The organism is Kitasatospora sp. NPDC092286 (genome assembly GCF_044755565.1).
Taxonomy (GTDB): domain Bacteria; phylum Actinomycetota; class Actinomycetes; order Streptomycetales; family Streptomycetaceae; genus Kitasatospora.
In genome coordinates this window covers 118,491-144,373 of the sequence record NZ_JBIVRD010000005.1, presented here as the reverse complement: position 1 = coordinate 144,373, position 25,883 = coordinate 118,491, and the positions used below count along the sequence as shown (strand labels likewise).

The following is a 25,883-nucleotide window of genomic DNA, read 5'->3' as shown; positions in this document are numbered from 1 at the left end:
CGGCGGCCCCGGTCGCTACCACCCTGACCTCACGGTTCCGTGTCCTTCCGGGGTACCTTCTTCGGACAGCGTCCGAACATGCATGCCCCCGGGTCCGCGGGGCGGCTCCCCCAGAGAGATGGTGCGCCGGTGGCCATGCCCGTCACCCAGGAGCGGTCCGGGACCGCGCCCCAGTCGCCCGACCAGGCCCCCCGGCCCGGCCGGGCGGCCCGCGCCCTCGCCAAGGTCCGCGCCGGGCTGCCCCGCACCGGCCTGGCCGTGCTGGGCGGGCTGCTGCTCGCCCTGGCCTTCCCGCCGTTCGACCTCTGGCCGCTCTCCCTGGTCGGCGTCGCCGCGCTCTCCCTGCTCACCCGGGGCCGCACCGCCCGCCAGGCCGCCTGGACGGGCTTCGCCTTCGGCCTGCCGTTCTTCCTGCTGCTGCTCAGCTGGCTGCGGGTGATCGGCTGGGACGCCACCGTCGGACTGTCCGTCATCGAGGCCCTCTTCCTGGCGGCGCTCGGCTCCGGACTCGCCGTCACCTCCCGCCTGCCCGGCTGGCCGCTCTGGGCCGGCTGCCTCTGGATCACCCAGGAGTGGGCGCGCGACCGGCTCCCGCTCGGCGGCTTCCCCTGGGGCCGGCTGGCCTTCGCCAACACCGCCACCCCCTACACCCCACTCGCCGCGCTCGGCGGGGCCCCGCTGGTGACCTTCGCCGTCGCCCTCAGCGGCGCCCTGCTGGCCTGGGCCGCGCTGCGCCTGCGCGGGCCCCGCAGGGCCCCGAGGGCCGCCGCGCTGGCCGCCCTCGGCGCGGTCGCCGCCCTGCTGGCCGGCTACCTCGTCCCGGTGCCCACCGCGCCCGCCGACACGGTCAAGGTCGCCCTCGTCCAGGGCAACGTGCCCAACCCCGGCATGGACTTCCTCGGCCGCCCGATGATGGTCCTCAACAACCACGCCGCCGCCACCGAGAAGCTCGCCGCCGACATCGAGGCCGGCCGGGTCGAGCGCCCGGACATCGTGATCTGGCCGGAGAACTCCTCCGACCTCGACCCGTTCAGCGACCCGCTCGCCTACCAGCGCATCGACGAGGCCGTGAAGGCGATCGGCGTGCCCACCCTGGTCGGCACCCTGGTCGACGGCCCGGACAGCCGGCACGTCCAGAACGAGGGCATCGTCTGGGACCCGAAGACCGGTCCCGGCGCCTCCTACACCAAGCAGCACCCGGTCCCGTTCGGCGAGTACGTGCCGTTCCGCGACCAGCTCGCCAAGGTGATCACCCGCCTCCAGCGGGTCGCCCGCGACTTCTACCCCGGCGACCACAACGGCGTCATGCAGCTCGGCCCGGCCCGGATCGGCGACGTGATCTGCTTCGAGGTGGCCTACGACGAGATCGTCCGCGACACCGTGGACAAGGGCGCCCGGGTCCTGGTCGTCCAGACCAACAACGCCACCTACGCGAAGACCGGCCAGCCCGAGCAGCAGCTCGCGATGTCCCGGCTGCGCGCCGTCGAGCACGGCCGGGCCGTCCTGATCGCCGCCACCAGCGGCATCAGCGCCGTGATCGCCCCCGACGGCTCGGTGGTCCAGCGCACCGAGGAACTGACCGCCGCCGAGCTGTCGGCCGTCGTCCCGCTGCGCGACGGCACCACGGTCGCCGACCGCGTCGGCGCCGCGCCCGAGTGGACGCTGGCCGTCGCGGGCCTGCTGGCCTGCGGCGCGGCCGTGCTGATCGGCCGCCGCCGGCGCCCCACCGCCGGAACACCCGCCACCTGAGGATCGTTGCACCAGGTGGTGCCGTAGCCGGCCCGGACCTCCCGTGCGGCGCGCAGAGCACCGCTTGGAGTGGATTCGTACCGTGACCCAGCAAGCTACCCCCGCCCGTCCGGCCCCGCGCGGCAAGCTCCGGCGGGTGCTGCCGCTGCTGATCACCGCCTGGCTGGTGCTGGAGATCTGGCTGCTGGTCCAGGTGGGCTCGCGGCTCGGCGGCCTCACCGTCCTCCTGCTGCTCATAGCCGGCGCCGTGATCGGTGGCTCGCTGATCAAGCGGGCCGGGGCGAAGGCGCTGTCGGCGGCGCTCGAACAGAGCCGTGACCCGAAGCCGCAGCAGGCCCAGACCGGGACGAGCATGACGGTCCTGGCCGGCCTGCTGCTGATCGTCCCGGGCCTCCTCTCGGACGCCCTGGCGCTCACCCTGGTCTTCCCGCCCACCCGTGCGCTCTGGCGGGCCGCCGGGCGCCGTTTCGCCGACAAGGCGCTGCGCAGCACCGCGGCCACCGGCGCGGACCCGCTGGCGGACGCCGTGCGGCTCCAGGAGCAGCTGCGGATCCACCGGCCGGACGGCAAGGTGATCCAGGGCGAGGTGGTCGAGCCCGGCGCCGGCCCGCAGGGCCCGGACACCACCTACCGGCCCCCGATCAAGGGCTGACCCGGCCGGGGCGGCCCGCGCCGGGCCGCCCCGCCTTCCGGTCCCGTCGCCCCGGCTCCCCGGGCGGGAGCCGGTTTCGGGCAACGCGAAAGGGACCCTGGTGGCCAGGGTCCCTTTTCGCGTGCTCCCGCCGCCGTGGGCGGGAGCGGGGTCAGGCGCTCTTACGGGTGTCCCGCGGGTGTACCGCGAGGTTCATCCCTCCGGAGCGGAGTACGGCCAGCCGCTCGGCCAGCACCTCCTCCAGCTCCTCGCGCGTCCGGCGCTCCATCAGCATGTCCCAATGGGTGCGTGTGGGCTTGGTCTTCTTCTCCTCCGGCTCATCACCGTCGAGAAGTACTGCCTCCTGGCCGCAGAAACGGCATTCCCAGGCCGAGGGGATCTCGGCCTCGACCGAGAAAGGAACCTCGAATCGGTGTCCGTTCTGACATGCGTACTCGACGGTCTGGCGGGGAGCCAGATCGATACCGCGGTCGGTCTCGTAGCTAGTGGCCCCGAGTCGCGTGCCGCGGAGAGCTCGCTCGCTCATGAATCGTGCCTCCCGGGCTTATGGCCCACAGGACTAGTGGTCGCTGTTCTTCGTCGTTCGGTCAACGCTCGGCTTCCGACGAAGATTCCCGTCCCGGGACATGCGTCGTCTGTCGTGCCGTCCCTGTTTGTACCCACCAGCGCCCGATTTGTCACATCTGGCCGGTGATATCACCCCAGGTGTCACCTATTTCACATGCGGTGATCGATCGGGCTTTCCGTGAGGAGCGTACCGGGACGGGATACGACGCCCGTCGCCGCCCCGGCCGAAGGCCGTCCGGACGGCCCCGTTCAGCCGAGCGGGCGGGAGCGCAGGGTGGGGTGCCCCTTGGCGAGGTCGACCGGTCCGGCCTCCGGGTCCAGCTCCACCGGCACCGCCGGGGGCGGCCCGGCCGGGAGCGGCGGCGCCTCGACCGGCGCGGCCGCCTCGGTCCGGGTGTCGCGGTGCGGCAGCAGGGCGATCACCGCCTCGCGCAGCTGCGCCGGGGCGTCCTCGTCCAGTGGGTCGACGGTGGCCGGCACCTGGAGGCGGACCGGTGCGCCGGCGCCGATCCGGGCATAGCCGCGCCCGGCGGGGGCGTGCGCGGCCGGCACGATGTCCAGCGGTGTGCCGAGTGCGGCCTGCCCCTCCGCGGGGCCGGTCGGGCCGAGCGTCACCCGGGCCCGGGTGGTGGCCCGGACGGTCGGGGTGATCCGGTCACGGGCCTCGATGTCGTCGGCGATCACCACGGTGACCCGGGCGGCGCGGCCGTGCCGCAGCGGCAGCTCCAGCAGGTCCTGCGGGTCGGGGCGGCCCTCCGCGTGGGCCAGCTCGCTGAGCTCGGTCGGGTGGTCCAGCAGCAGCCAGAGCGGCCGGGTGATGTCCTCCGGGGGCGCCACCCCGGCGTGCCGGGCGGCGTTCAGCGCGGCCAGCCGGCGCTCGGTCTCCCCGGCGGCCCACTCCAGTGCGGCCAGCGCGCCGTGCAGGCTGGTCTCCACGGTGTGCACACCGGGGCGGTTGACCAGACAGGCGTGCTCGCCGGTCCCGGCGCCGTCGATCACCACCAGGTCCCCGAACGGGAGCGCCTGGAGCGCGACCGAGCGGATCAGGCTGGAGGTGCCGTACCCGGTCACGCCCAGCGCCAGCAGGTGCGGCTCGGCCGAGCGCGGCCCGGTGCGCCAGACCACCGGCGGCTGCTGGACGATCGTCCCGCCCTGGCCGACCGGGATGGTCCGGGCACTGCCCTCCTCGTCGGTGAAGCCCAGCACGATCTCGCCGGGCGCGGTGACGAACCGCTGGGCCGCGATGTCGGTCGGCAGCGGCGCCAGCGCGGTGATCCGCAGCCGGTTGGACTCCTCGTCCCAGTCGAACCGGTACTCCCGGGCGCGGCCGGCCTTGCCCTGGACGACCTGTTCGATCCGGGTCCGGGCGGCGGGCTCGGTGTCGGTGAAGTAGGCCGGGTAGACCAGCTCCAGCCGGGAGAGCCGGCCGTCGCCGTCGAACTCCCAGGCGCCGAAGACGTCCTGGTAGCGGCCCTCGTGGTGGTAGAGCGGGTTGAGGTCCTCGGGGCCGGTCAGGTACGGCGTGAGCGCGGCGTACAGGGCGCCGAGCTTGAGGTCGGCGGCGTTCGGCTCGGGCGGCCCCGGCGGTCCCTTCGGGGACCGTCCGGCCCAGGCCGCGCTGGCCATCAGTGCCACCAGGGCGAACAGCAGGCCGTGCGGCAGCAGGTAGATGCCGAGCAGCATCGCGGCGGTCAGGAAGAGCGTCGGCCCGCGCCGATCCTTCGGGGTGGCCTGCCAGCGGTCCTTGGCCCAGCCGATGTGGTGGCGCAGCCCGCGTCCGATGACGGTGAGCGGCGCGAACATGTCGGAGGCGTGGTCGCCGGCCGTGCGGGCGAGGTCGAGGCCCTTGCTGAGACGGCGGTTGGGCGGCATTCCTTTGAGCGGCATTCCTTGGCTCCCCGGGCGGGTGGGACGGTCGGGTTCGGGAGTGGTGCGGGGGTCGGCCCGGGTGCGGGGTGCGGCCGGGCCCGGGTGAACGACGGGGCCCGGGGGCGGTGGGATCCGCGCCCGGGCCCGGCCGGGGAGTTGCGGCGGGAATTGTCAGGCAAGCGCTAGAACTTGAGGCCGCCGAGCAGGCTGGCCAGGCTCGCGCCGCCCGCGGTGATGCTCGGCGCGATCGAGGAGCCGGCGACATAGAAGCCGAAGAGGGCGCAGACGACGGCGTGGGAGACCTTTAGTCCGTCCCTGCGGAAGAAGAGAAAGGCGATGGTGCCGAACAGGACGATGCCGGAAATCGAGAGGATCACGATCTGCTCCTCGGGGAGGGGGACAGGGACGGCATGACGGAAAGTGCCACAATCGTGACAAAAAGTAATAGATGATGGAACGGTGCAAATGGGTGGTCTTCTTGGCCAATACCGGCCGGTGAGCCGGGTGGAGGCAGGTGAACCGCCTTGGACGGGGGGCGTCTTGTCGCCCCGGTCCGGCGCGCCGAGGCATTCCCGGCGGGCGGGCGGGAGGCTTCCGGGGGTGCCGGGAAGTCGCCCGAACGGCGGCGTGGCCCGCACGCCCGGGTGCCGCGCGGGGGAATACCGCCGTCCGGCCGCCGGACGCGTGCTGGATCATCCGTGCACCGGGCCGCTACGGTGCGTACGCGCCACCCACAGCCGCAGCACCCACGACACGAAAGCAGGGTCCGTCATGACCGACGCCACCAGCCGGCCGCCCGCCGACGCCCCGGACGCCGAGGTGATCGAGCTGGCCGGGAAGCTCTTCGACGCCGCCCGGGCCGGGGACACCGCCACCCTCGCCGCCTATGTGGACGCCGGTGCGCCCGCCAACCTCTCCAACGACCGCGGCGACACCCTGCTGATGCTCGCCGCGTACCACGGTCACGCCGCCACCGTCGGCGCGCTGCTGGAGCGCGGGGCCGACCCGAACCGGGCCAACGACCGGGGCCAGACGCCGCTGGCCGGGGCCGTCTTCAAGGGCGCCGACGACGTGCTCACCGTGCTGCTGGACGGCGGCGCCGACCCGAAGGCCGGCAGCCCGTCCGCCGTCGACACCGCCGTGATGTTCGGGAAGCAGGAACTGGTCGCCCGGTTCGAGGGCCGCTGACCGCAGGTCGTAGGCTTTTCAACCATGGAGAGCACCACGGGCACCGCCGCCGTCCAGCGCGACGACAGGGGCGGCCAGGAAGACAGGGGCGGCAGGGCCGGCACCGTCGAGTTCCGGATCACCGGCTACGGCCACCCGGACGCGCAGCGACTGTCGGCGGAGGTGCAGGAGGAGTACGTCCGCCGCTACGGCGAGGGCGACCTCACGGTCCTGCACCCCGACGACTTCGAGCCGCCGGCCGGGCTGTTCCTGATCGCCTACCTGGACGGCGCGCCGGCCGCCTGCGGTGGCTGGCGCGCCAAGCAGGCCGATCCGCACGGGCTGCGGGGCGGCGACGCCGAGCTGAAGCGGATGTTCGTCGTCCCCACCGCCCGGGGCCGGGGCCTCGCCCGGGCGGTGCTGCGCCGGCTGGAGCAGACCGCCGTCGAGGCCGGACGCACCCGCTTCGTGCTGGAGACCGGCACCGAGCAGCCCGAGGCGGTCGCGCTGTACGGCTCCGAGGGGTACCGGCCGATCCAGAAGTTCGGCATCTACCGGGAGCACCCGCAGAGCATCTGCCTCGGCAAGGAGTTCGCCGGCCAGGGGCTCGCGGGCGCGGTCACCGTCTGAGTCCACGCCCGCTGGGTAGGCTCCCGGCGGGTCGGCCGGCGGCGGGCCGGCGGACGACGGGGCGGGGGCGCGCATGAACGAGGAACCGCCGGGCGGCGAACCGGGTCCGGTCCCGCTCGCCGTCCTCGCCGCCCCCGGCGGGGAGCTGGACCGGCTGGTGTCGGACGGCCTGCGGGCGGTCGGAGCCGGTGCGGTCTGGGCCGTCGGCGACGCGGGCGGTACACGCGGCCGGGGCCGTCGGGGCGTCCTCGGGGAGGGCCGGTACGCCCGGCTGGAGGCGGACCACGACACGCTCTACGACCTCGCCAGCCTCACCAAGATCATCGCGCTCTGGCCCTGCGCCGGCGTTCTCCGGCAGGCCGGGCGCCTGCCGCTGGACCGGCCCCTCGGCGACTACTGGCCGGCGGCCGCCGGCCGGCCGGCCGGCGTGGTGACCGCGCGCCACCTGCTCACCCACACCGCCGGAATGCCGCTGCGCACCAACTTCGAGGCGCTCTACGGCCGCGACCGGGCGGCCGTTCGGGCCGGCGTCCTCGCGGCCCCACTGCACCGCCCGCCCGGCACCGCCGTCGAGTACACCGACCGCGCCGCCGTCCTGCTCGGCCACCTGGTCGAGCACCTCGGCGGCGCCCCGCTCGGCGAACTCGCCGAACGGCAGGTCTGGCGCCCGCTCGGCATGGCCGACACCCGGTTCGGCCCGCTCGCCCCCGACGAGGCCGCCCGCGCCGCGCCCACCGAGTGCGACGAGGCGACCGGTGCCCACCTGCGCGGCATCGTCCACGACCCGTCCGCCCGGCTGCTCGGCGGCGTCAGCGGCAACGCCGGAGCCTTCTCCACCGCCCGCGACCTCGAACGCTTCCTCACCGCGCTGCTCGACCCGCCGTCCGCGCTGCCCTGGGTCGCCCCCTGGGCCGCCGAGTCGCTGCGCGAGCAGACCGGCGGTCTCGCCCCCGCCCGCGGCCTCTCCTGGCTCTGTGCCCCCGGCACCGACCCCGCCGAGGGCACCTTCGTCCACTACGGCTTCACCGGCACCGGAATCTGGATCAGCCTCCGGCTCGGCCGCTGGGCGCTGCTGCTCACCAACAAGGTCCACTACAACCGCGAGCTCCAGCCGCTCACCGACCTGCGCAACGCCTTCCGCCGGGCCGTCTTCGGCTGACACCCCACCGAGGGCTCCGCCGCGTCCGGTTGCGTCCGGCGGGATGCGTGGGATGGAAAGCGACGCCTGGGAACTCCTGGGGGAGTTTCACCGATATTCCGCCGCGCCGGTCCGCACGCCGGCTCGCAGTGGCGCGGGGCGGGGTATTCGCCATTGACGCACGCGCCGGTGAGCGGCATGCTGATGCGTGTTATGCGGCTGTTACACCGGCTTACGCTGCGAAATACCGGCAGCGGAATGGCCGTGCGTCGGCACCCCCCAGATATCTGGGGGGTGTTTGTCCCGGCGCCGCCCCGGGGGGAGGGGTTGGTGCCACCCCTGCCCGTCGCGGTGCATCGTCCCTGTTCGGGGGCCAGTTGCGGCCTGGCCCGGCCCCGGCGGGCGCCGCACTGCATTGCGCAGAGAGCGTGCGCTGCGCGGACCTATCCGAGAATGTGGTGATGGCATGGCATTGCAGAATCCGGAGAGCGCCAGACGCGGTGACAGATGGCCGCCGGGCAGGTCGCCGGTGACGCCGGCGGGCCGCCCGCCGCTGGCCTCCGGGGCGGATTCCGAATTCGCCGAGCGGGAATTAGGAATTGTCCTGCGCCGATTGCGGCTGGAGCACGGCCTCTCGATGCGGGCGCTTGCCCGGCGGCTGGGATACAGCGCGCACAGTATGTTCTCGGACATCGAAATGGGTCGGCGGATACCCTCCGAGGCGCTGGTCGGCTCGTACGAGGAGACCTTCGGGCTGCCGCCCGGCTCGCTCCTGGTGGTGCGGCAGCGGGCGATGGCCGGGCGTGCGCGGCGGATGACGGCCGGTGCCGACCCGCGGCCGGCCGGGCCGGGCCAGGGCGGGGCAGGTCAGGGCGGGGCGGACCAGAAGCCGCTCTCCGACGCCGTGGCGCGGCTGGCGGTCGCCGTGCTGAGCCGCACCCGTAGCGTCGTCGGCCGCTGGATCCCTTAGGTCTTGCCCGGGTGCCGGGCCGCGGGGGTGCGGCCCGGCACCGGCGGTCAGCCGGTCATGGCCGTGCGCCGCGCCAGGCACTCGGCGCGGGCGGCGAGGACGTCATCGTCCTCCGGAAGGAGCTCGGCGGCGATGTCGAGATCGGCGAGTGCGGCGTCCCACCGGTCGGCCCTCAGCAGGACGAAGGCGCGGTTGTACCGGACGGCCGGGTCCTGCGGAGCGAGCTCGACCGCTTGGTGAAGATCCGTCAGGGCCTTTTCCAGATCGTCGAGTTGGCAGGCCGCGGTGGCCCGGCCGCACAGGGCGGGCAGCAGGTGCGGGTCGGCGGCCAGGGCCCGGTCGAAGGCCTCCCGCGCCGCCTTGTGCTCGTCGCGTTCCGCGTGCACCCGGCCGAGTGCGGCCAGCAGGTGCGGGTTCTGCGGGTCCAGCGCGAGCCCGGCCGCGGCGTCCCGCCCGGCGCCGTCCGGATCGCCGAGGTCGAGCAGGATCCCGGCCCGGTTGACGTAGGCGTCGACGAAGCTCGGGTCCAGCACCAGCACATAGCCGAAGTCGGCGAGGGCGCCCTCGGTGTCGCCGTTCGCGTTCCTGACGTCCCCCCGGTTGTAGTAGACCTCGGGGAACGGCGGGCCGAGGCGCAGCGCCGTCTCGTAGGCGGCGAGCGCGGCCTCGTCGTCGCCCCGCGACCGGAGCAGGTTGCCGAGATCGAAGTGGTACTCCGGATAGTGCGGATCGGCGGCGATCACCGCGCGGAGGTCGTCCAGGGCCTCGTCCAGCCGGCCCAGTCCGCCGAGCACCGTCGCCCGGTTGTGGCGCAGGACGGAGCGGTGCAGGCTGTGCTCGTCGTGGCCGAGGTCGCGGTCGAGCTCGGCGAGGCCGGCCGTGACCAGTTCGAGGGCCGCCTCGGGGCGGCCGAGGTGCGCCTCGATCAGGGCGAGGCCGTTGTTGTGGAAGACGGTGTTGAAGGCGCGCTGGCGGCGGTCGGGCAGGAGCGAGGCGAGGGCGATGGCCTCGTTGATCCAGCCCAGGGCCCGATCGTGGTCGCGGCGGTCGGGCGCGCGGTGCCTGGTGAACAGCATGGCGGTCGCGTACGCGCACTGGATGTGGACGGCGGGGTTGCGCGACCGGGCCCGGGCCTCGTCGCAGATCGCCTCGGCCTCGTCGGCCCGGCCGAGGGCGGACAGCGAGGTCGGCATCTTGCCGGTGAAGTGCCACCAGGCCTCCGGGTGCCGTTCGGGATCGCAGAGCGCGCGGCCCCGGCGGCACAGGTCGAGGGTGGCGTCGTAGAAGCCGAGCAGCATGCAGGCGTCCATCGCCTCGGCGAGCGCGGGCAGTCCGGTGCCGAGGACGTCACTGCCGTGTTCGCGGTGGTACGGGACGGCGCCCAGTGCCGCCGATCTCTCACCGGCGGCCAGCAGGGCCTCGGCCCGTTGGTCGTGCAGGGCCTGCCGTTCCCCGGCCGGGAGGCGGAGGTAGGCGGTGAGCGCGGCCGGGTCGTCGTCGGTGGCGTCCCCGGCGATGTAACGGGCCGCCGCCGCCCGGCTGTTCGCCTCGTCCGTCTCGTCGTCCGTCTCGTCCGGTACGGCGGGGGCGGCCGCCGGGGCGTCGATCCGCGTGCAGTGGAGCGCCAGGACCAGCGGCAGGTTCTCGCCGAGCGGGGTGCCGGGCTCCACCGCGGGATCGGCCGGCGGCGGGTCGAGCAGTGCGGCGGTGCCCCCGGCCAGCACGGTCAGCAGTGCCGGGTCGGTGCGCCGCAGGAGGACGGAGAGGAACTCCAGATCGGTCGGGTCGGCGTGGTCGAGGTCCTCGACGACCAGGGAACGGGTGCCGTACCCCTCGGCGGTGAGCAGCTCGGCCAGGAACTCCTGCAGCCCGTGCGCGATCCGCAGCGTGCGCCGGCGCGAGTAGAAGCGGGTCCGCTCCTGGGGCACGGCCAGCGAGGTGAGGGTCTCCCGGGTGGCGGGCAGCCGGTCGCGCAGCTCCGGTGCCACGGTGAGGAGTTCGACCTCGTGGGCGGTGACCAGCTCAGGCCGCCGCGCCAGCGCGTCCGGCAGCAGCCCCCGGACCAGTGTGCCGGCGGCCGTGTACGGGCCGCGCAGCCTGCGGTGCGCGGAGATCTCCGGCAGCAGGGGCGCCGGGACGCCGAGCCGCTCCCGGGCGGCGGCACGGTCCCGGTGCAGCCGACCGGCCACGAGGACGTGCCGCCCGCCACCCGTCGGCGCGGCGTGGTCGGCGGAGGTGATGGACATGGGCCCTCCAGGGGGGACGTCAGGACGGGAACGGCAGGCCGGCCGCGGTGCGGGCGGTGCGCCGGGTGCGCCGCTCCCGCAGGAACAGCACGGTGGCGAGGGTGAGTTCACCGACGGTCATCAGCAGGAACAGGACGCTGTCGGCGAGCCCGGCCCAGCGGTGCGCCGGGTCGCCGGACAGCTGCGTGAGCACCGTCCCGTACGCCTTGGCCACGATCGGGGGCAGGCTGACCGCCATCGTCGCCAGGGCGGCGGTGTAGCCGACGGCCATCAGGACCGAGTACCAGCGGGCCACCGAGCGGTCGCGGGGGTGCCAGCTCTCCGGGGCGTACGGCTCGGGGCGGCCCCGCAGCCGCGCCCACCGGTTCGCCAGCAACTGCTTGGCCGTCGTCTGCAGGTCGACGCAGCCCAGCACGGTGACCACGAGGTAGTACACATCGGTTCGCAGGAAGAAGAAGCACTGCCACAGCAGCCGCAGCACGGTCGAGTACCCGAGGCCCAGGGCCACGCCGCCGATCAGGGAGAAGCCGCCGTCGGCGGTGCGGGTGGCGGCGGCCAGCAGGGTCAGCGAGGCGAGGACGGCGACGTCGGTGAGCATGCCGGCGAGCATCGGGAGCACCCGTTTGCGGCGTTCCACCGCGACCAGCCCGTCCAGGGCCGTCTGGAAGACCACGAAGTACAGCCGCCGGCCCACGGACAGGGTGGACGGCAGGCCCAGGCGGCGCCCTGCCAGCGCGTGCGCGGCCTCGTGCAGCAGGATCAGTGGCGCCTGGGCGAGGAACATGACCGCGACGAGCACCGACATGTACGGGGTGAAGAACAGGTGCCGGTAGCCGGGGGCCAGGTCGGGGGAGCGGACCACGGCGGTCAACCAGGCCGCCAGCAGCAGGAGATACAGCACCGCGCCGACGCGGGAGAACACCGCCCGGCCGAGCCGCTGCCAGCGCACCGGTGGGCGCGGCGCCGCCGGTTCGCCCGGCGGACGCAGGAAGCCGAGTTCGCCGAGATCGGCGACGAAGTCGGCGAGGTCGACCGTCTCGCCGTAGGTCTCGGTGTACCACCGCGCGGCCTGCGCGCGGGGCATCCCGTCCACGAGCCGGCGCAGCAGTGCCGCGCCGTCCGCGGGAAGGACCACGAAGGTCCCCTCGTCGAGCCGTCCGACCGTCACCTCGTCGCCGTCCGGCTGGAAGACGAGCTCGTGGAAGGTGAGAGGCCGGTCCGGTTCCGGTGGCTGCCGTACGGCCTGCGGCGGTTGCTGCTCGCCGGGCTCGGCCGTGGCCGGCCTGTCTGGCATGGCTCCTCCAAGCGGATGACCGGGACACCGACCGCAGGACGGCTCGTGGCACGCGGCGGTGGCTCCGGGAGGATCCCCGGGGCCACCGCCGGTCCGAGCCGCTCGCGACTACGCGGGGAGCGGGATCGGGGGCCACGTCGGCCCGCACGGGGCGCCGCCGTAGAGCGCCGCAGCGCTGGTCAGACGGACCGAGCCCGCCTTGCGGATGGCGATCTTCTTCATCCTGGTCACCTCCTCTCGCCGGATGGAGCCCGTCAGCGCCCGGTGCTCGCGATCGAGGCGAGCGCCGGGCGCTGACGGGAACAGGTCATCTCTAGCAGCGGAGGAGGGCTGTACTCGACACCCCGTGAACAAGCCGGGTCCATGTCGAGAACAGCCCCGGTACGACAGGCCGGTGGGGCCGCCGGGGCTCAGAGCAGGGTGCTCCAGTAGTACCAGAAGCGGTTGAGGATCAGCAGGGCGATCACGGCCGCCCAGAGGACCGGGAGCGCCCAGTGGTAGCGGGCGGCCTCGCGGACCACCGGCCGCAGCCGGGGGCCGACCGGGATGACACCGGTGCGCAGGTTGTGCAGCGTCGTGTACCAGAAGAGCGGGATCACGGTGGCCCAGACCACCATGCAGTAGGGGCAGAGCGCCCCGATCCGGTACAGCGCCTGGTCGATCAGCCAGTGCACGAAGAACACCCCGAGCAGGGTGCCCGCGTGCAGACCCAGCCAGAACCAGCGGCGGTAGGCGGCGCCCGCCAGCAGCCCGGCGCCGATCGCCGTCAGCGCGCCGAACGCGGCCAGGCCGAGCAGCGGGTTCGGGAAGCCGAAGACCTCGGCCTGTTCGGTGCGCATCACCGAACCACAGCTGATCACCGGGTTGATGTTGCAACTGGGTATGTACGACGGGTTCTCGAGGATGCGGAGCTTGTCGAAGGTCAGGACGGCCGAGGCGGCCAGCCCGGTCAGCCCGCCGATCAGCAGGAACAGGGAGTACACCCGGCCCGCGCCGATCGGCGCGCGGTTCGGCGGGGTGGTGGCGGCCACGGGAGGGGAGGGGTTCACGGTGGTCGGGGCGGTCATGGCAGAGCACTCCGGTAGGTGTGAAGGGGACCGGCCCGGCCGGAGATCGGCCGGGCCGGTGGTGCTCACTGCGCGCCCGTGGCCTGCTTGATCTGGGCCGTGAACTCCTCGGGCGTCACCGCGCGGTTGCCGCTGAACAGCGTGATCGGCTTGCCGTCCAGCTTGACCGTCGGCGTGCCCGTCACCCCGCTGCTGCTGAACGCGTCCGCGACCTTCGTCGCCCACGGCGCGTACGTCCGGTCGTTGACCGCCTTGACGAAGGCGTCCGTCTTCAGCCCCGGCACCTGGCCGGCCAGGTCCAGCAGATGGTTGACGTCGCCGAAGGCGTCCTGGCGCTCGTCCGGCTGGTTGGCGTAGAGCACGTCGTGGAACTGCTTGAACTTGTCCACGCCCTCGTTCAGCGCGGCGCCGGCGGCGGCCAGCGCCGTGCGCGAGCCCTTGCCGCCGAGCGGCTTGTCCAGGAACGCGGCCAGGTGGTACTCGATCTTGACCGTGCCGTCGTCCGCCAGCTTCTTGACGGTGTCGCCGTTGGTCGCCTCGAAGGTCTTGCAGACCGGGCAGCGGAAGTCCTCGAACACCTGCAGCGTGTGCGGGGCGTCGGCCTTGCCGTACACCACCAGGGTGCCGTCCGGGCCGGTGGTGTTGGCGGGCACGACCAGCGCGGTCGGCGCGGCGGGCTCGGCGGCGGAGGACTTGTCGTCACCCGCCGAGCTGATCGCCACCGCCGCCCCGCCCGCTATGGCGAGCACGGCGACGGCCGAGACGGCGACGACGATCAGCCGGCGGCGCTTGGCCGCCTGCTGCTCCTGGCGCTGCGCCTCCTGGATCCGCTCGCGGGCGCTGACGCGCTTGGCCTGCTTGCTGTTCGGGTTCGGCTGCCTGTTGCTGGACTGGGCCATGGTTGGGTCAACTCCTGTACGGGGCGCGCGGTGTGCGCGGGGGCGCCGCCTCGGCGCGGCGCGGGGCGCCGGCGGGCACGAGGGGGCTCGGACTGGTCTGCTCGGGCGTGGCACACCGCCTGCGGGGGTGTCCGGGTGCTCCCGGGGCCGCCGTGGCGGCGGGGTCGTCAGCAGGCGGGCGCGAAGGCCGACGGCGGGCCACGCCGGGGCGCCGGGCTGAGCACCACGGCCTCGCGACGCGGCCGCGGCCGGTCCGAGACCGGCAGCGGCACCCGCAGCACCGGCCGGACCGGAGCCGGGGCCAGCAGCAGGAACAGGGCGCGCAGCGGGGCCGCGAGCGACTGGCGCAACGCGCGCAGCGAGCGGGCCAGGCCCGACAGGGCGGCGTCGCCCAGCCGCAGCCAGACGGCGGCGGCCAGCGCGACCAGCAGGTGGACCAGCAGGACGAGCAGCTGGGTGACGGCGGGTGCGAGCGGCCCGGTGTGTCCCAACTGCCCGGAGAACAGCGACCCGTCGACCGAACCGCCGCCGCACACCAGCAGGTTCATGCCGCGCGCGGGGGCGTGCTCCGCCCCGAGGGCCGGGCCGCAGCCGGCCTGGCCCAGATTGAAGGTCGTGTTGAGCATCAGCTCGACCGGGACCAGCACGGCCGAGATGTGCACCAGCCGGCGCTCCCGGCCGGCCAGCACGGCCGCGACCAGGAAGACGACCGCGGTCGCGGCCACCACCAGGGTGAGCGGCAGCGGGCGACCGGTGATGACGACCTGCCCCAGCGCGGACAGCGGCACGGCGAACGCGGTGAACACCGCGGCCCGCAGGGCCCTCGTCGCGTGCGTGGAAGTCGTCACGCCCCGGAGTATGCCACGACGTTTACACCCGGGACGAGGGTGCGTCGGCGGTCGTGGTCACAAGCCCGAACAGATTGCCCCTCCGTGGTCGTTCGTTCGCGGGGGAAAGGCGGGGAGTTCACCGGCTGGGTGGGTTTGGGACGGCGAGGACGGCTGAGGCACCGTCAGGGGCTGCCGTCGGCGGCGGGGGCGATTCGACAATCTGGCGATGGACCACACCCTCGCCGCCCCCGGCCAGTGGAACCCGCACCCCGGGCCGCCGTTCAGCCCGAGCCCGCCGACGGTACGTCCGCCGGCGCCTCCGCTGCCGCCCCTGCCGCCCGCCCCGCCGGCGGTCGGTCCGCCCGTGATCGATCCGCCGGTGATCGATCCGCCGGTGGCACCCGATCCGCCGACGGTGCACCCGCCGTGGGAGCACTGTCCGGCGCCTTCGGCCACGCCCTCGCCGGTACCCGCTTCGCCCTCTCCTCCCGTTCCGTCCACTCCTTCCGCTCCGACGAACGCTGGGCCGGACGCTGTGCCGGTCCCGTCCACGCCCCCGTGGTCGTCGCCGGCGCCGTGGCAGGCCGCCCCGTCGGCCCCGGCGGCCGAGAGCGCCGAGCCGGGCCGGGAGCAGCCGGCGCCGCACCGGGCGTCACCGTCGGCCGTGCCGTCGTTCTCACCCTCGCCGGCGGAGCTTCCGCCGTCTCCCGCCCCGCCGTCGTCGGCCGCACCCGCGCCCGCCGTGACCGTCGCGATCGTCGGCGCACTGCCGCCGGCCAGCGGCGCTCCGCCCCCGCCCGCCCTCGACCCGGTGGTCTGGACCGCTGTGCTGATCATCGTCGTCCTGGTCCCGGCCGTCCTCGCAGCGGCCCTCGGCCACTTCCACCCGACACCCCGGAGCCGCAGATGAACCCCGGCCCGCTCCTCAGCGCCGCCGCGTCCATGGCGATCGCCGTCGCCGCTCTCGCCGTCGCCCACCGGCTGCGCCCCGCCGGCCCCGAGGGCGAGGACCCACCCGAACCCCACCCCGCCATCTACGGGATCGGCTCCGGCCTGCTGTCCGGCTTCACCCTCCTCACCGGCTTCCTGATCGCCACCGGCTGGGCGGCGCGCTCCACCGGCGCGGCCCCGCCCGGCGGCCTCTACGCCGCCGACATCGCCGCCGGTGCCGCCGTCCTCCTCTACCCCTCCCTGGCCGGCCTGCCCTTCACCCCGCGTTACACCACCGCCGTCTGCCTCTTCGCCGCCCTGGTCGGCTACACCATGTCCCTGGCGCTCCAACTCCGGCCGTAGCCGGGCGCGTTGCGGTCCGGCGCGTCATCGGGCGGACGCCGCAGGAGGGTTGAGCGGTCCGCCGGGACAGGAGGCGGTCACGCACCGGATCGGGCGGCCCGGTCCCGGGCGGCGTCCGGCGCGGTCTCCCGGCACCGGGGAACCAGGGACCATCACGCCGCCCTGGGTGCGGCCCTGGTGGCGTCCGAGGTCGTCGGCCGCACCCCCGAGATGGCCGGTGCGACCGTCGTCGGCGACACCGACGACCCGAAGCCCCCGGACGGCCGGCGCATCGGCGGCAGGGTGGTGGGCCAGGTCTTCGGCGGCGCCCTGGCCGGTCCGGTCTGGCGCGACGCCCCCGCCGGGACCTTCACCCCGGCGCCGCTGCCGTAGCGGGCGCGTCAGGCTTTTCCGGGTGAGTCAGGCGTAGAGCGCCACCCTCGGTTCGATCGTCCCTCGCCCGACCGTTCCGAGGAGCGTTCCGACGACGGTGAGCCGGTACCGCCCGGTGAGGGTGTGGTGGCCGTGGAGGACGACCTTCGCCGGGGTGAGCCGGGTGTACAGGGTGCCGGTCTGGCTGGCGAGCGGCATGGTGCGCCAGTGGCCGTCGGGTGCCAGCACTTCGAGCCGGATGTCCGACGGATCGAGGTAGGGGCCCCGCTCGGGGGACTCGACCAGGATCTGCGGCGCCACGGTCCGGTCCGTCGACGCGTCGTTGCGGTACGTGACGGTGAACACCCGCTTCCCGTGGTCGGACGGCACCAGGCTGCTGGGCAGCTCCACGAAGCCGACCGGCGGGGCACCGGTCGCCGCCTGGGCGGGGGAGGTGAGCGCGGCGGCCGGCAGGGCGGCGAGGGCCGCGACGGCCAGGGCCAGGCTCCGGCGGGGGATCTTCCGGGTGCGCACGGCACCTCCTTCGGCCGACGGCCGCGTCACCGGGCGCGTCGACGGTTCGGGCGGATCCGTATCCCTCCACCCTGCCCCCTCCCGCGGAAAGCCGCATGCGGCGGGCGCACGATCGGCCTGAGGCCGACGGCCGGCCCGATGGCCGTGCACGGGGAGATGCTCGTGCGGCACCCGTACGAGGCCTTGGCATCGATCATCTAGCCTGGAAGACGTACCGGAAGCCCCGACGAGGGGGTGAGCGCGCATGGCCGAAGCCGAGCCCACCGCGGGCCGGGTGCTGCTCGACCGGATCGGGGCGCAGGCCGCCGTACTGGCCGGGCTGGACGCGGCCGTGCGGGCGGACGAACCGGACGCGGTGCACCGGATGCGGGTCGCCTGCCGGCGGCTGCGCAGCGCGCTGCGGACGTACCGGCGGCTGTTCGTCCGGGGCACCACCGACGAGTTGGTGGCCGAGCTGCGGTGGCTGGCCTCCGCCCTCGGGCGGGCCCGGGACCGGGAGGTGCTGGCCGAGCGGCTGGTGGCGCGGGCCCGGGAGCTGCCGCCGGAGTGCGGACCCGAGCAGGTCGCGGCCGAGCTGGAGCGGTGGGGGCGGGAGGAGTACCGGCGGGTCCGGCCGGAGGTCGTCGCGGCGCTGGACAGCCCCCGGCGGCAGGCCCTGGCGGCGGGCCTGGCCGCGCTGCTCGCCGACCCTCCGCTGCGCGGGCGCGCCGAGCGGGCCGCCGTGCCGGAGCTGGCCAGGGTCGCCGCGCGCGAGCAGCGCCGGACGGCCGAGCGGGTGCGGCTGGCCCGGGCCGCCGCTGACCCGCCCGCGCGTGACCGGGCCCTGCACGAGGCGCGGAAGGCCGCGAAGCGGGCCCGTTACGCGGGGGAGACGGCGGCCCCGGCCGTCGGCCCGGCGGCGGAGCGGTACGCCGAACGGATGAAGGCGGTCCAGGAGGTGCTCGGGGAGCACCAGGACGCGGTCGTCGCGGCGACCGCCCTGCTCGAACGCGCCACCGCCCCCGGCGCCGGCCGGACCTTCGGCTACGGGGTGCTCTACGGGCAGCAGCTGGCGGCCGCCGAGGCGGCCCGGCGGGACCTCGCACCGGTGTGGGCCCGGGCGGCGAAACGGCGCCTGGCCCGCTTCGGGTAGCGGGTCTCCCGCCGGTGCTCAGTCCTCGCGCGGGGCGAGGCCCGCGGAGCGGGCGGCGGTGCGGAGCAGGTCGCGGAGCATGGCGGTGGTGAGGCGCCCGGTGTTCGTGTTGCGCGGGCTGACGTGGTAGCAGCCGTACAGCTCCAGCGGCGGGCCGCCGTCGGCGGCGGCCAGGGTGACGTGGGCGCCGTGGCCGAAGACCGGACGGGGGCGGGGGAGCAGCCAGCCGGCCGCGGCGACCGCCGGGAGCAGCGCCTGCCAGGCGAAGCCGCCGAGCGCGACCACGGTCCGGACGGTGGGCCGCATCAGCTCCAGCTCCCGGGTGATCCAGGGGCGGCAGGTGTCGCGTTCGGCGGTGGTCGGCTTGTTGTCGGGCGGGGCGCAGCGGACCGGGTCGGTGATCCGGACGCCGTGCAGGCGCAGCCCGTCCCCGTGCCGGACCGACTCGGCGCGGTTGGCCAGCCCGAGCCGGTGCAGCGCGGCGTAGAGCAGGTCGCCGGAGGGGTCGCCGGTGAAGATCCGCCCCGTGCGGTTGGCGCCGTGCGCGGCCGGGGCGAGGCCGACCAGGACGAGCGGCGCGTCGGGCGGGCCGAAGCCGGGGATCGGGCGGGCCCAGTAGTCCCAGTCCTGGTAGGCGCGGCGCTTGGTGCGGGCGGTCTCCTCGCGCCAGGCGACCAGGCGCGGGCAGGCCCGGCAGCCGGTGACGACGCGGTCGAGCACGGCCAGCCCGTCCGCGCGGGCGGCGGCCTCGGCCGGGTGACGGGGGTGGCCGGGGTCGGTGGCGGGGCCTTCGTCCGGGCGCTGGGGCATGGGCACGATCCTAGGGTTCCGTAGGGTCCCGCACCGGGCCGCCTGTACCAGGGGCGTGGGGGAGCCGTTTCGGCGGCGCCCCGGCAGGCGTAGCGTGGAACCGGTGGTTCCGGCGGACCCCGGCTCGGCCGGGTCGGTGACGGCCGGGGCGTGCTGGTGCGCGCGAGGAGACCGCGATGCTGATTTTCGATGCGGTGCTGGGGGCGGTGCTGGGGGCCATCGGGCTGGTGGGCGTCTGGGCCGGGCTGAGCCTGCGGGTCGTGCAGCAGTTCCAGCGGGGTGTGGTGTTCCGGTTCGGCCGGGTCCGCCCGCAGCTGCGGGAGCCGGGGCTGGTGGCGCTGATGCCGGTGGCGGACCGGCTGCGGCGGGTGAACGTCCAGATCGTGACGCTGCCGATCCCCGCGCAGGAGGGCATCACCCGCGACAACGTCACCGTCCGGGTGGACGCGGTGGTGTACTTCCGGGTGGAAGACCCGGTGAAGGCGATCGTCAACGTCCAGGACTACAACTTCGCGATCTCGCAGGTCGCGCAGACCTCACTGCGCTCGATCATCGGCAAGAGCGAGCTGGACGACCTGCTGGCCAACCGCGAACCGATCAACCAGGGGCTGGAGTTGATGATCGACAGCCCGGCGCTGGGCTGGGGCATCGAGATCGACCGGGTGGAGATCAAGGACGTCGCGCTGCCGGAGTCGATGAAGCGATCGATGTCCCGGCAGGCGGAGGCCGAGCGGGAGCGCCGGGCGCGGATCATCACCGCGGACGGCGAGTACCAGGCGTCGGCGCGGCTGTCGGAGGCGGCGGCGGTGATGAGCGCGACCCCCGCGGCGCTCCAACTGCGGCTGCTGCAGACCGTGGTGGAGGTGGCCGCGGAGAAGAACTCGACCCTGGTGCTGCCCTTCCCGGTGGAGCTGCTGCGGTTCCTGGACAGCGCGACCGACGCGCACCACCGGTCGGCGGCGCAGGCCGAGGAGCCGTCGGCGGAGGTCGGGACGGGCGCGGCGGAGGCCGTGGCGCCCGGGGTGGAGCAGCTCGAACTTCCCCCGTTGGAAGAGCTGTTGGAACAGTCGCCGCTGGACGCGCCGGACGGCGTGGCGCACCCGGAGCCGGGCAGGCGGGAGAGTGGGCAGGACGGGCCGCGGGTCGAGCGGGCCGGGTGACGGCGGCGGTGGCGCGGCGCCCGGTGGCGGAGGCCCCCGGGCCGGACCACGATGGAGTAACGGGAGTGGCAGGCACGTCAGGAGGCCGATCATGACCAGAGCCAGCGACATCATGCACCAGGGGGCGGAGTGCGTGGGTGAGCACGAGACCCTCGCCGACGCGGCCCGGATCATGCGGGAACGGCACGTCGGGGCGCTGCCGATCTGCGGCGAGCAGCAGAAGCTGCTGGGCATCCTCACCGACCGGGACATCGTGCTGAAGTGCGTTGCCGAGGGCCGGGATCCGGCGCGGGTGACCGCCGGTGAACTGGCCCAGGGCCGGCCGATGACCGTGGAGGCGGACGAGGACACCGAACAGGTCCTGCGGGTGATGGAGCAGTACCGGGTGCGGCGGCTGCCGGTGATCAACCACCCGGAGCACGAACTCGTCGGGATGATCAGCGAGGCGGACATCGCGCGCGGGCTGCCGCAGGCCAGGGTCGCGGAGTTCGTGTCCGCGGTCTGCGCCGAGGAGGAGCCGGCGGCGGAGAGCGCCACGAGCGCCCAGGGCGGCTGACCCGGGGCCCGGGAACCACCCGGGCGCCGCCGCTCCCGCCCGGGGGTTCAGGCCCCGGGCGCCTCCCGCAGCGCCCGCGCCATCAGCTCCGCCAGGTGCAGGGACTGGCGCCCCTGGGCGAGTTGGGAGATCTGGGTACGGCAGCTGAAGCCGTCGGCCAGGATCACGGTGTCGGCGGACGCGGCCCGGACCTCGGGCAGCAGGACCCGCTCGGCGATCGCCACCGAGACCTCGAAGTGCCCCTGCTCGAAGCCGAAGTTGCCGGCCAGTCCGCAGCAGCCGGAGTCCAGCACGCGGTTGTGCAGGCCCATCCGGGCCTCGACCCGGCGGTCGGCGGCGGTGCCGAGGACGGCGTGCTGGTGGCAGTGGGTCTGGGTGATGGCGTCCAGCGGGAGCCGCGGGAGCGGGGCGTCCGGCGCGTACGCGTCGATGAACTCGGCGAAGGTTCGGGTCCGTTCGGCCGCCGGGCGGCCTTCGGGGCCGAGCAGGCGGGGCAGGTCCTCGCGCAGGGTGGCGGTGCAGCTCGGGTCCATGCCGACCACGGGGGTGTCGGCCGGCAGCCCGGTGCCGGCCAGCGCGCGCAGGCTGCGGCGCATCACCCGCCGGGCGGTGCCGAGTTGGCCGGTGGAGTACCAGGTCAGGCCGCAGCAGACCGGCCCGGACGGCAGCCGGACGTCGAAGCCCAGATGCTCCAGTACCTCGACGGCGGAGCGCAGCACGCCGGGCTGGAGATGCTCGGAGAAGGTGTCCGGCCAGAGCAGGACGGGCCGCGCGCCCACCGGGGCGGGGTGCGCGGCGCGGTGGCGCCGGTACCAGCGGGTGAAGGTCTCCGGCGGGAAGACCGGGACCACCCGCCGCGGGTCGATCCCGCCGAGCCGCTTCAGCGGCCCCGCGACGGGGGAGCGGGCGATCAGGTTGGCCGCGCCGGGGGCGAGGGCGGCGGCCCGCAGCCAGAGCGGCAGCCAGCCCATCGAGAGGTGCGCGGCCGGCCGCGGCCGGTGCCGGTAGTGCTGGTACAGGAACTCGGTCCGGTAGGTGGCCATGTCGACGTGGACGGGGCAGTCGCTCGCGCACCCCTTGCAGCCGAGGCAGAGGTCCAGGGCCTCCCGGACCTCCGGCGAGCGCCAGCCGTCCGGGATCGACTCGCCGCGCAGCATCTCGGCGAGCAGCCGGGCCCGGCCCCGGGTGGAGTGGCGTTCCTCGCTGGTCGCCATGTAGCTGGGGCACATCACCCCGGTGCTGGTGTCGACGCACTTGCCGACCCCGACGCACCGGTGCACGGCCTTCAGCAGGCTGCCGTCGTCACCCGGGTACGGGAGCGCGAGCGGCAGCGGGCGGACCGGCCCGGCGAAGCGCAGATCGGCGTCCAGCGGGCGCGGGTCCACCAGCGCACCCGGGTTGAGGACGTTGCCCGGATCCCAGATCCGCTTGAACTCCCCGAACAGGCCGATGATTTCGGACGGGTACATCCGGCTCAGCAACTCGGCGCGGGCCTGGCCGTCGCCGTGCTCACCGGAGAGCGAACCGCCGTACGAGACCACGAGATCGGCCGCCTGCTCCATGAACTCCCGGAAGACCAGCACCCCTTGGGGCTCGGTCAACGGAAAGTCGATCCGCAGGTGGACGCAGCCCTCGCCGAAGTGCCCGTACGGAACGCCGCGCAGACTGTGGCGGCGAAGCAGCGCCCGCAGGTCGCGCAGATAGTCGCCGAGCCGCTCCGGCGGCACCGCGGAGTCCTCCCACCCGGGCCAGGCCTCGATCCCCCCTCCGGCCGCGCCGCCCGGCAGTCGGGTGACGATCCCGGCGGCGGCCTCGCGCACCCCCCAGAGCTGCCGCTGCTCGCCGGGATCGGTCACCACGGTGGCGGTGGCCGGGCGCTCCCGCCGTACGGTGTCGGCGAGGAGGCGCGCGGCGTCGAGCGCCTCGGCCGGCGTCGTGCCGCCGGTCTCCAGGAAGAGCCAGCACGCGCCCTCGGGCAGCCGGTCCAGCGCGGGCGGTCGGGGGCCGGCCGCGAGCAGGGCGGCGATCAGGTCGGCGGCCATGCCCTCGACGGTCAGCGGGCGCAGCGGCAGCAGGGCGGGGACGGCGTCGGCGGCCGCGCCCTCGTCGGGGTAGCCGGCCACCACCAGGGCGCGGGCGGCCGGCTCCTCGACCAGGCGGACGGTGGCGCCGAGCAGCAGCGCGCAGGTGCCCTCGGTGCCGGTGAGCGCGCGGGCGAGGTGGTGGCCGTGCTCGGGCAGCAGCGCGTCCAGCGGGTAGCCGGAGGTGCGGCGCGGCAGGCTCGGCATGCCCTGGCGGATGGTGGCCAGGTTGCGGTCGGTGAAGTCCTGGAGGTCCCGGTGGAGTTCGCCGACCCGGCCGGGGAGCGCCCGCAGCGCGGCGCGTTCGGCGGGGCCGAGCGCGCCGCCGACGGTCAGTTCGGTGCCGTCGGCGAGCAGCAGGTCCAGCGACTCGACGTTGTCGCTGGTGCGGCCCCAGACCACCGAGTGCGCACCGCAGGAGTCGTTGCCGATCATGCCGCCGAGCGTGCACCGGCTGTGCGTGGACGGGTCCGGCCCGAACCGCAGACCGTGGCGGCGGGCGGCCCGTTGCAGGTCGTCCAGGACGGCGCCGGGCTCGACCCGGGCGGTGCGGCGCTCCGGGTCCACGTCGAGGACGGCGCCGAGGTGGCGGCGGAAGTCCAGCACGACGGCTCCCGGGCCGATCGCCTGCCCGCCGACGCTGGTGCCGGCCCCGCGCGCCACCACCGGAACGCCGTACTGCCCGCAGAGCGCGAGCGCCGTGCGCACGTCGTCCAGGTCGGCCGGTTTGACCACGCCGAGTGGCAGGTGGCGGTAGTTGGACGCGTCCTGGCTGTAGACGGCCCGCTCGGCCGCGCCGAACCGGACCTCGCCGCGCAGTGTGGCGGCCAGCTCGCGGGCCAGATCGGTGCCGGGGGTGGCGGAGGGGCGGCTCATACGGTCCTCCCGGTACGGTTTGGCGGGCGGGGCGGCAGAGGTCCCGCCGATCATCGCAGCCGGACGCCGGGACGGGTACGGGCCACCCCGGCGTGCGGCCGACGGAGTGGCGCGTACCCGCACCCGGCCTTGGCACCCGCACCCGCCTTCGACCCGGGCGCCGTCGGACCGGGTCGTTCACCGGGCCGTCAGGCCGAGGCCTTCCGGCGGGCCGAGCCGGTGAGCGTCCCGCGCGCGATGTGCGAGAGCTTGGCCATCTCGAAGGCCGGGTAGGCGCCGCCCGCCAGCAACGAGAACTTGACGCCCTCGCGACCGGCCGGCCGCCGGTGGCCCGGGGGCTGGAACCGGCGGTGGTGTTCGGCGGCGCGGTGGAAGAACTGGGGGCGCTCGGCGCGGGCCACGCACCCGGCGAGGTCGAAGACGAACAGGTAGTGCCGGATCATCCGGGTGAAGAGGGCGTCGCGGACGGCGTCCAGCCCGGGCCGCTCGTCCAGCAGGGCGAAGCTCCGCTCGTACTGCTCGAAGATGTCGAAGCGGCTGCTGCCGGGCGAGCCCACGGGGTGGACGGTCTCCCGGCGCCGCAACTGGACGCAGGCGCGCGGCAGGACGGCGATCCGCCCGGCGGCCAGCATCGCCCGGTGGGCGACCGGGATCTCCTCGTACCGGCCGTCGGGGAAGGCGAGGCCGTGGTCGTGCCAGAGGTCGCGGCGCAGCAGCCGGTCCCAGACCAGGGCGGGCGCGCCGAACAGCGCGGGCCGGTCGAGCGGCCCGGCCACCTCCGGCCCGGCCTCGGCCAGCAGTGTCTCCGCGCCACCGGGCCAGTCGCGCCCGGCGTGGTGGCGGGTGTGCCCGAAGAGCAGGACGTCCACCGGCCCGGTCCGGTCGAGCCGGTCGGCCAGCGTCCGGAGGCCGTCCCGGGGCAGCAGGTGGTCGGCGTCCAGGAACAGCAGGTACTCGCCCACCGCCCGGGCGGCCCCCGCGTTGCGGCTGACACCGACGCCGACGGCCGCGTCGAGGCGGAGGACGGAGATCCGGGGGTGGCGCGCCGCGAAGGCGTCCACGAGACCGGCCGGGCAGTCGGGGGAGCGGTCCGCGACCACGACGACCTCGAAGTCGCGGAAGGACTGGCCGACGAGTGAGTCCAGGCAGTCCGCCAGCTGTTTCCGCTGGTCATAGGCGGGGAGCACGACGCTGATCAGGGGTGAGGGCATGACGCCGGAGCGTAGGAGCGCCTGCGGGAGGTGGCAAAGCCCCGCAGGCGCTCAATTCTGATCAATACCCGTCAAAACGTACGTACGTCCGCCATATCTTCACCCGGTATGCCGGATGTGTCCACGCCGGTGAGCCGCCGCCGATCAGTACCAGTGGTGGGACTGCCAGAAGGACCAGGCGCCGCAGGGGCTGCCGTAACGGGAGTTCATGTAGTCCAGGCCCCACTTGATCTGGGTGGCGGGGTTGGTGCGCCAGTCGGAGCCGGCGGAGGCCATCTTGGAGGCGGGGAGGGCCTGGACCAGGCCGTAGGCGCCGGAGGAGGCGTTGGTGGCGCTGGGGTTCCAGCTGCTCTCGTGGGAGACGATGTTGCTGAAGCACTGGAACTGGCCGGCCGGGACCATCTGGGCGGCGATCTCGCGGGGGCTGCCGGAGTACGTGGGCTTGCTGTTGAGGTCGGAGCGCGCCTGGGAGCGGGAGGCGGCGGCCTCGGCGTCCGCCTTGGCCTTCGCGTCGGCCTCGGCCTGAGCCTGGGCGGCGGCCTGCGCCTCTGCCTGCGCCTGTGCCTCGGCCTCCGCCTGGGCGGCGGCGGCAGCCGTCGCGTCCGCCTGGGCCTGGTCCCCGACCGGTCGGCCGTCCACGGAGACACCGGCCACCGGGGCGGCGGCCTCGGCGCCGTTGCCGCCGCTCTGCGGGATGGCGAGGGCGGCGGTGGCCGCGCCGGCCACCACGAGGGTGGTGACACCGGTGATCAGGGAGTTTCGGCGGGCATGGCTGAGCTGCATGGAGCGGGCGATCCTTTT

Annotated in this window: 25 protein-coding genes; 12 read left to right on the top strand and 13 right to left on the bottom strand. The window is 74.8% G+C overall.

Annotation, left to right across the window (positions count from 1 at the left end; all coding sequences use genetic code 11):
• Positions 1-135: 135 nt before the first annotated feature.
• Both lnt and fxsA read left to right on the top strand, forming a co-directional pair.
• Positions 136-1,749: an apolipoprotein N-acyltransferase gene (gene lnt / locus ACIQIB_RS07285; protein WP_400757159.1), complete on the top strand. Its 1,614-nt coding sequence runs from the start codon at positions 136-138 to the stop codon at positions 1,747-1,749.
• 82 nt (positions 1,750-1,831) lie between these two features.
• Positions 1,832-2,401, top strand: a complete 570-nt coding sequence (gene fxsA, locus ACIQIB_RS07280) for an FxsA family membrane protein (RefSeq protein WP_400757158.1) — start codon at positions 1,832-1,834, stop codon at positions 2,399-2,401.
• Between the two features lie 151 nt (positions 2,402-2,552).
• Here the strand turns inward: fxsA and ACIQIB_RS07275 are convergent, their stop codons facing one another.
• From ACIQIB_RS07275 to ACIQIB_RS07265, 3 genes are all read right to left on the bottom strand, one after another.
• Positions 2,553-2,927 (bottom strand): RNA polymerase-binding protein RbpA, encoded by a 375-nt coding sequence (locus ACIQIB_RS07275; protein WP_030396357.1) that lies wholly within the window; start codon positions 2,925-2,927, stop codon positions 2,553-2,555.
• 290 nt (positions 2,928-3,217) lie between these two features.
• On the bottom strand, positions 3,218-4,855 hold the full coding sequence (locus ACIQIB_RS07270) for a hypothetical protein (protein WP_400757156.1): 1,638 nt from the start codon (positions 4,853-4,855) through the stop codon (positions 3,218-3,220).
• A 164-nt stretch (positions 4,856-5,019) separates the two neighbouring features.
• Positions 5,020-5,214, bottom strand: a complete 195-nt coding sequence (locus tag ACIQIB_RS07265) for a hypothetical protein (protein WP_063346460.1) — start codon at positions 5,212-5,214, stop codon at positions 5,020-5,022.
• 394 nt (positions 5,215-5,608) lie between these two features.
• Here ACIQIB_RS07265 and ACIQIB_RS07260 point away from each other — a divergent pair, with 394 nt between their 5' ends.
• The 4 genes from ACIQIB_RS07260 (at position 5,609) to ACIQIB_RS07245 (ending at position 8,742) form a co-directional block, all read left to right on the top strand.
• Positions 5,609-6,025: an ankyrin repeat domain-containing protein gene (locus tag ACIQIB_RS07260; RefSeq protein ID WP_363604997.1), complete on the top strand. Its 417-nt coding sequence runs from the start codon at positions 5,609-5,611 to the stop codon at positions 6,023-6,025.
• Positions 6,026-6,049: 24 nt separating this feature from the next.
• Positions 6,050-6,634, top strand: coding sequence for a GNAT family N-acetyltransferase (locus tag ACIQIB_RS07255; RefSeq protein WP_400650489.1), 585 nt, complete (start codon positions 6,050-6,052; stop codon positions 6,632-6,634).
• 73 nt (positions 6,635-6,707) lie between these two features.
• The gene (locus ACIQIB_RS07250) at positions 6,708-7,793 is read left to right on the top strand and encodes a serine hydrolase domain-containing protein (protein WP_400757155.1); all 1,086 of its coding nucleotides are present in this window, start codon (positions 6,708-6,710) and stop codon (positions 7,791-7,793) included.
• Between the two features lie 445 nt (positions 7,794-8,238).
• Positions 8,239-8,742 (top strand): helix-turn-helix domain-containing protein, encoded by a 504-nt coding sequence (locus ACIQIB_RS07245; RefSeq protein ID WP_400757153.1) that lies wholly within the window; start codon positions 8,239-8,241, stop codon positions 8,740-8,742.
• Between the two features lie 47 nt (positions 8,743-8,789).
• Here the strand turns inward: ACIQIB_RS07245 and ACIQIB_RS07240 are convergent, their stop codons facing one another.
• From ACIQIB_RS07240 to ACIQIB_RS07220, 5 genes are all read right to left on the bottom strand, one after another.
• Positions 8,790-10,988 (bottom strand): tetratricopeptide repeat protein, encoded by a 2,199-nt coding sequence (locus tag ACIQIB_RS07240; RefSeq protein ID WP_400757151.1) that lies wholly within the window; start codon positions 10,986-10,988, stop codon positions 8,790-8,792.
• Positions 10,989-11,007: 19 nt separating this feature from the next.
• Positions 11,008-12,282, bottom strand: coding sequence for a hypothetical protein (locus ACIQIB_RS07235; RefSeq protein ID WP_363604991.1), 1,275 nt, complete (start codon positions 12,280-12,282; stop codon positions 11,008-11,010).
• Positions 12,283-12,692: 410 nt separating this feature from the next.
• Positions 12,693-13,349, bottom strand: a complete 657-nt coding sequence (locus ACIQIB_RS07230; RefSeq protein WP_400757150.1) for a vitamin K epoxide reductase family protein — start codon at positions 13,347-13,349, stop codon at positions 12,693-12,695.
• A gap of 65 nt (positions 13,350-13,414) precedes the next feature.
• Positions 13,415-14,248, bottom strand: a complete 834-nt coding sequence (locus tag ACIQIB_RS07225; RefSeq protein WP_400650476.1) for a DsbA family protein — start codon at positions 14,246-14,248, stop codon at positions 13,415-13,417.
• Positions 14,249-14,415: 167 nt separating this feature from the next.
• Positions 14,416-15,096 carry a hypothetical protein gene (locus ACIQIB_RS07220; protein ID WP_363604988.1) on the bottom strand — a complete coding sequence of 227 codons (681 nt, stop codon included), beginning with the start codon at positions 15,094-15,096 and terminating at the stop codon, positions 14,416-14,418.
• Positions 15,097-15,820: 724 nt separating this feature from the next.
• Here ACIQIB_RS07220 and ACIQIB_RS07215 point away from each other — a divergent pair.
• The 3 genes from ACIQIB_RS07215 (at position 15,821) to ACIQIB_RS07205 (ending at position 16,743) form a co-directional block, all read left to right on the top strand.
• Entirely contained in the window at positions 15,821-15,988 is a 168-nt protein-coding gene (locus tag ACIQIB_RS07215) for a hypothetical protein (protein ID WP_400757148.1), read from the top strand.
• On the top strand, positions 15,985-16,371 hold the full coding sequence (locus ACIQIB_RS07210; protein WP_400757147.1) for a hypothetical protein: 387 nt from the start codon (positions 15,985-15,987) through the stop codon (positions 16,369-16,371). Before ACIQIB_RS07215 ends, ACIQIB_RS07210 begins: the two co-directional genes overlap by 4 nt.
• A 177-nt stretch (positions 16,372-16,548) precedes the next feature.
• Entirely contained in the window at positions 16,549-16,743 is a 195-nt protein-coding gene (locus tag ACIQIB_RS07205; RefSeq protein ID WP_400757146.1) for a hypothetical protein, read from the top strand.
• Positions 16,744-16,770: 27 nt separating this feature from the next.
• Here ACIQIB_RS07205 and ACIQIB_RS07200 read toward each other — a convergent pair whose 3' ends face one another.
• A complete protein-coding gene (locus tag ACIQIB_RS07200; RefSeq protein ID WP_400757144.1) occupies positions 16,771-17,256 on the bottom strand; it encodes a signal peptide protein in 486 nt (161 codons plus the stop codon).
• 244 nt (positions 17,257-17,500) lie between these two features.
• On the opposite strand from ACIQIB_RS07200, the gene ACIQIB_RS07195 reads away from it, so the two are divergent.
• Complete coding sequence (locus tag ACIQIB_RS07195; protein ID WP_400757143.1) at positions 17,501-18,388, top strand: CHAD domain-containing protein; 888 nt, start codon at positions 17,501-17,503, stop codon at positions 18,386-18,388.
• Positions 18,389-18,406: 18 nt separating this feature from the next.
• On the opposite strand, the gene ACIQIB_RS07190 is transcribed toward ACIQIB_RS07195, so the two are convergent.
• The gene (locus ACIQIB_RS07190) at positions 18,407-19,198 is read right to left on the bottom strand and encodes a uracil-DNA glycosylase (RefSeq protein ID WP_363604982.1); all 792 of its coding nucleotides are present in this window, start codon (positions 19,196-19,198) and stop codon (positions 18,407-18,409) included.
• Positions 19,199-19,374: 176 nt separating this feature from the next.
• Between ACIQIB_RS07190 and ACIQIB_RS07185 the strand changes: the two genes are divergently transcribed.
• Both ACIQIB_RS07185 and ACIQIB_RS07180 read left to right on the top strand, forming a co-directional pair.
• Positions 19,375-20,358 carry a slipin family protein gene (locus tag ACIQIB_RS07185; RefSeq protein WP_363604981.1) on the top strand — a complete coding sequence of 328 codons (984 nt, stop codon included), beginning with the start codon at positions 19,375-19,377 and terminating at the stop codon, positions 20,356-20,358.
• A 91-nt stretch (positions 20,359-20,449) separates the two neighbouring features.
• Positions 20,450-20,914, top strand: coding sequence for a CBS domain-containing protein (locus ACIQIB_RS07180; RefSeq protein ID WP_363604980.1), 465 nt, complete (start codon positions 20,450-20,452; stop codon positions 20,912-20,914).
• Positions 20,915-20,961: 47 nt separating this feature from the next.
• Here ACIQIB_RS07180 and ACIQIB_RS07175 read toward each other — a convergent pair whose 3' ends face one another.
• The 3 genes from ACIQIB_RS07175 to ACIQIB_RS07165 form a co-directional block, all read right to left on the bottom strand.
• Positions 20,962-23,871: an FAD-binding and (Fe-S)-binding domain-containing protein gene (locus ACIQIB_RS07175; protein ID WP_400757142.1), complete on the bottom strand. Its 2,910-nt coding sequence runs from the start codon at positions 23,869-23,871 to the stop codon at positions 20,962-20,964.
• A gap of 188 nt (positions 23,872-24,059) precedes the next feature.
• On the bottom strand, positions 24,060-25,082 hold the full coding sequence (locus ACIQIB_RS07170; RefSeq protein WP_363604978.1) for a glycosyltransferase: 1,023 nt from the start codon (positions 25,080-25,082) through the stop codon (positions 24,060-24,062).
• A gap of 144 nt (positions 25,083-25,226) precedes the next feature.
• A complete protein-coding gene (locus ACIQIB_RS07165) occupies positions 25,227-25,865 on the bottom strand; it encodes a transglycosylase SLT domain-containing protein (RefSeq protein WP_400757141.1) in 639 nt (212 codons plus the stop codon).
• Positions 25,866-25,883: the final 18 nt, after the last annotated feature.

Bases quoted from the DNA above. Each gene is read 5' to 3' on its own strand.
- lnt (WP_400757159.1), top strand. From the start codon at position 136: ATGCCCGTCACCCAGGAGCGGTCCGGGACCGCGCCCCAGTCGCCCGAC.
- ACIQIB_RS07275 (WP_030396357.1), bottom strand. From the start codon at position 2,927: ATGAGCGAGCGAGCTCTCCGCGGCACGCGACTCGGGGCCACTAGCTAC.
- ACIQIB_RS07270 (WP_400757156.1), bottom strand. From the start codon at position 4,855: ATGCCGCTCAAAGGAATGCCGCCCAACCGCCGTCTCAGCAAGGGCCTC.
- ACIQIB_RS07260 (WP_363604997.1), top strand. From the start codon at position 5,609: ATGACCGACGCCACCAGCCGGCCGCCCGCCGACGCCCCGGACGCCGAG.
- ACIQIB_RS07255 (WP_400650489.1), top strand. From the start codon at position 6,050: ATGGAGAGCACCACGGGCACCGCCGCCGTCCAGCGCGACGACAGGGGC.
- ACIQIB_RS07250 (WP_400757155.1), top strand. From the start codon at position 6,708: ATGAACGAGGAACCGCCGGGCGGCGAACCGGGTCCGGTCCCGCTCGCC.
- ACIQIB_RS07245 (WP_400757153.1), top strand. From the start codon at position 8,239: ATGGCATTGCAGAATCCGGAGAGCGCCAGACGCGGTGACAGATGGCCG.
- ACIQIB_RS07240 (WP_400757151.1), bottom strand. From the start codon at position 10,988: ATGTCCATCACCTCCGCCGACCACGCCGCGCCGACGGGTGGCGGGCGG.
- ACIQIB_RS07235 (WP_363604991.1), bottom strand. From the start codon at position 12,282: ATGCCAGACAGGCCGGCCACGGCCGAGCCCGGCGAGCAGCAACCGCCG.
- ACIQIB_RS07230 (WP_400757150.1), bottom strand. From the start codon at position 13,349: ATGACCGCCCCGACCACCGTGAACCCCTCCCCTCCCGTGGCCGCCACC.
- ACIQIB_RS07225 (WP_400650476.1), bottom strand. From the start codon at position 14,248: ATGGCCCAGTCCAGCAACAGGCAGCCGAACCCGAACAGCAAGCAGGCC.
- ACIQIB_RS07210 (WP_400757147.1), top strand. From the start codon at position 15,985: ATGAACCCCGGCCCGCTCCTCAGCGCCGCCGCGTCCATGGCGATCGCC.
- ACIQIB_RS07195 (WP_400757143.1), top strand. From the start codon at position 17,501: ATGGCCGAAGCCGAGCCCACCGCGGGCCGGGTGCTGCTCGACCGGATC.
- ACIQIB_RS07190 (WP_363604982.1), bottom strand. From the start codon at position 19,198: ATGCCCCAGCGCCCGGACGAAGGCCCCGCCACCGACCCCGGCCACCCC.
- ACIQIB_RS07185 (WP_363604981.1), top strand. From the start codon at position 19,375: ATGCTGATTTTCGATGCGGTGCTGGGGGCGGTGCTGGGGGCCATCGGG.
- ACIQIB_RS07180 (WP_363604980.1), top strand. From the start codon at position 20,450: ATGACCAGAGCCAGCGACATCATGCACCAGGGGGCGGAGTGCGTGGGT.
- ACIQIB_RS07175 (WP_400757142.1), bottom strand. From the start codon at position 23,871: ATGAGCCGCCCCTCCGCCACCCCCGGCACCGATCTGGCCCGCGAGCTG.
- ACIQIB_RS07170 (WP_363604978.1), bottom strand. From the start codon at position 25,082: ATGCCCTCACCCCTGATCAGCGTCGTGCTCCCCGCCTATGACCAGCGG.
- ACIQIB_RS07165 (WP_400757141.1), bottom strand. From the start codon at position 25,865: ATGCAGCTCAGCCATGCCCGCCGAAACTCCCTGATCACCGGTGTCACC.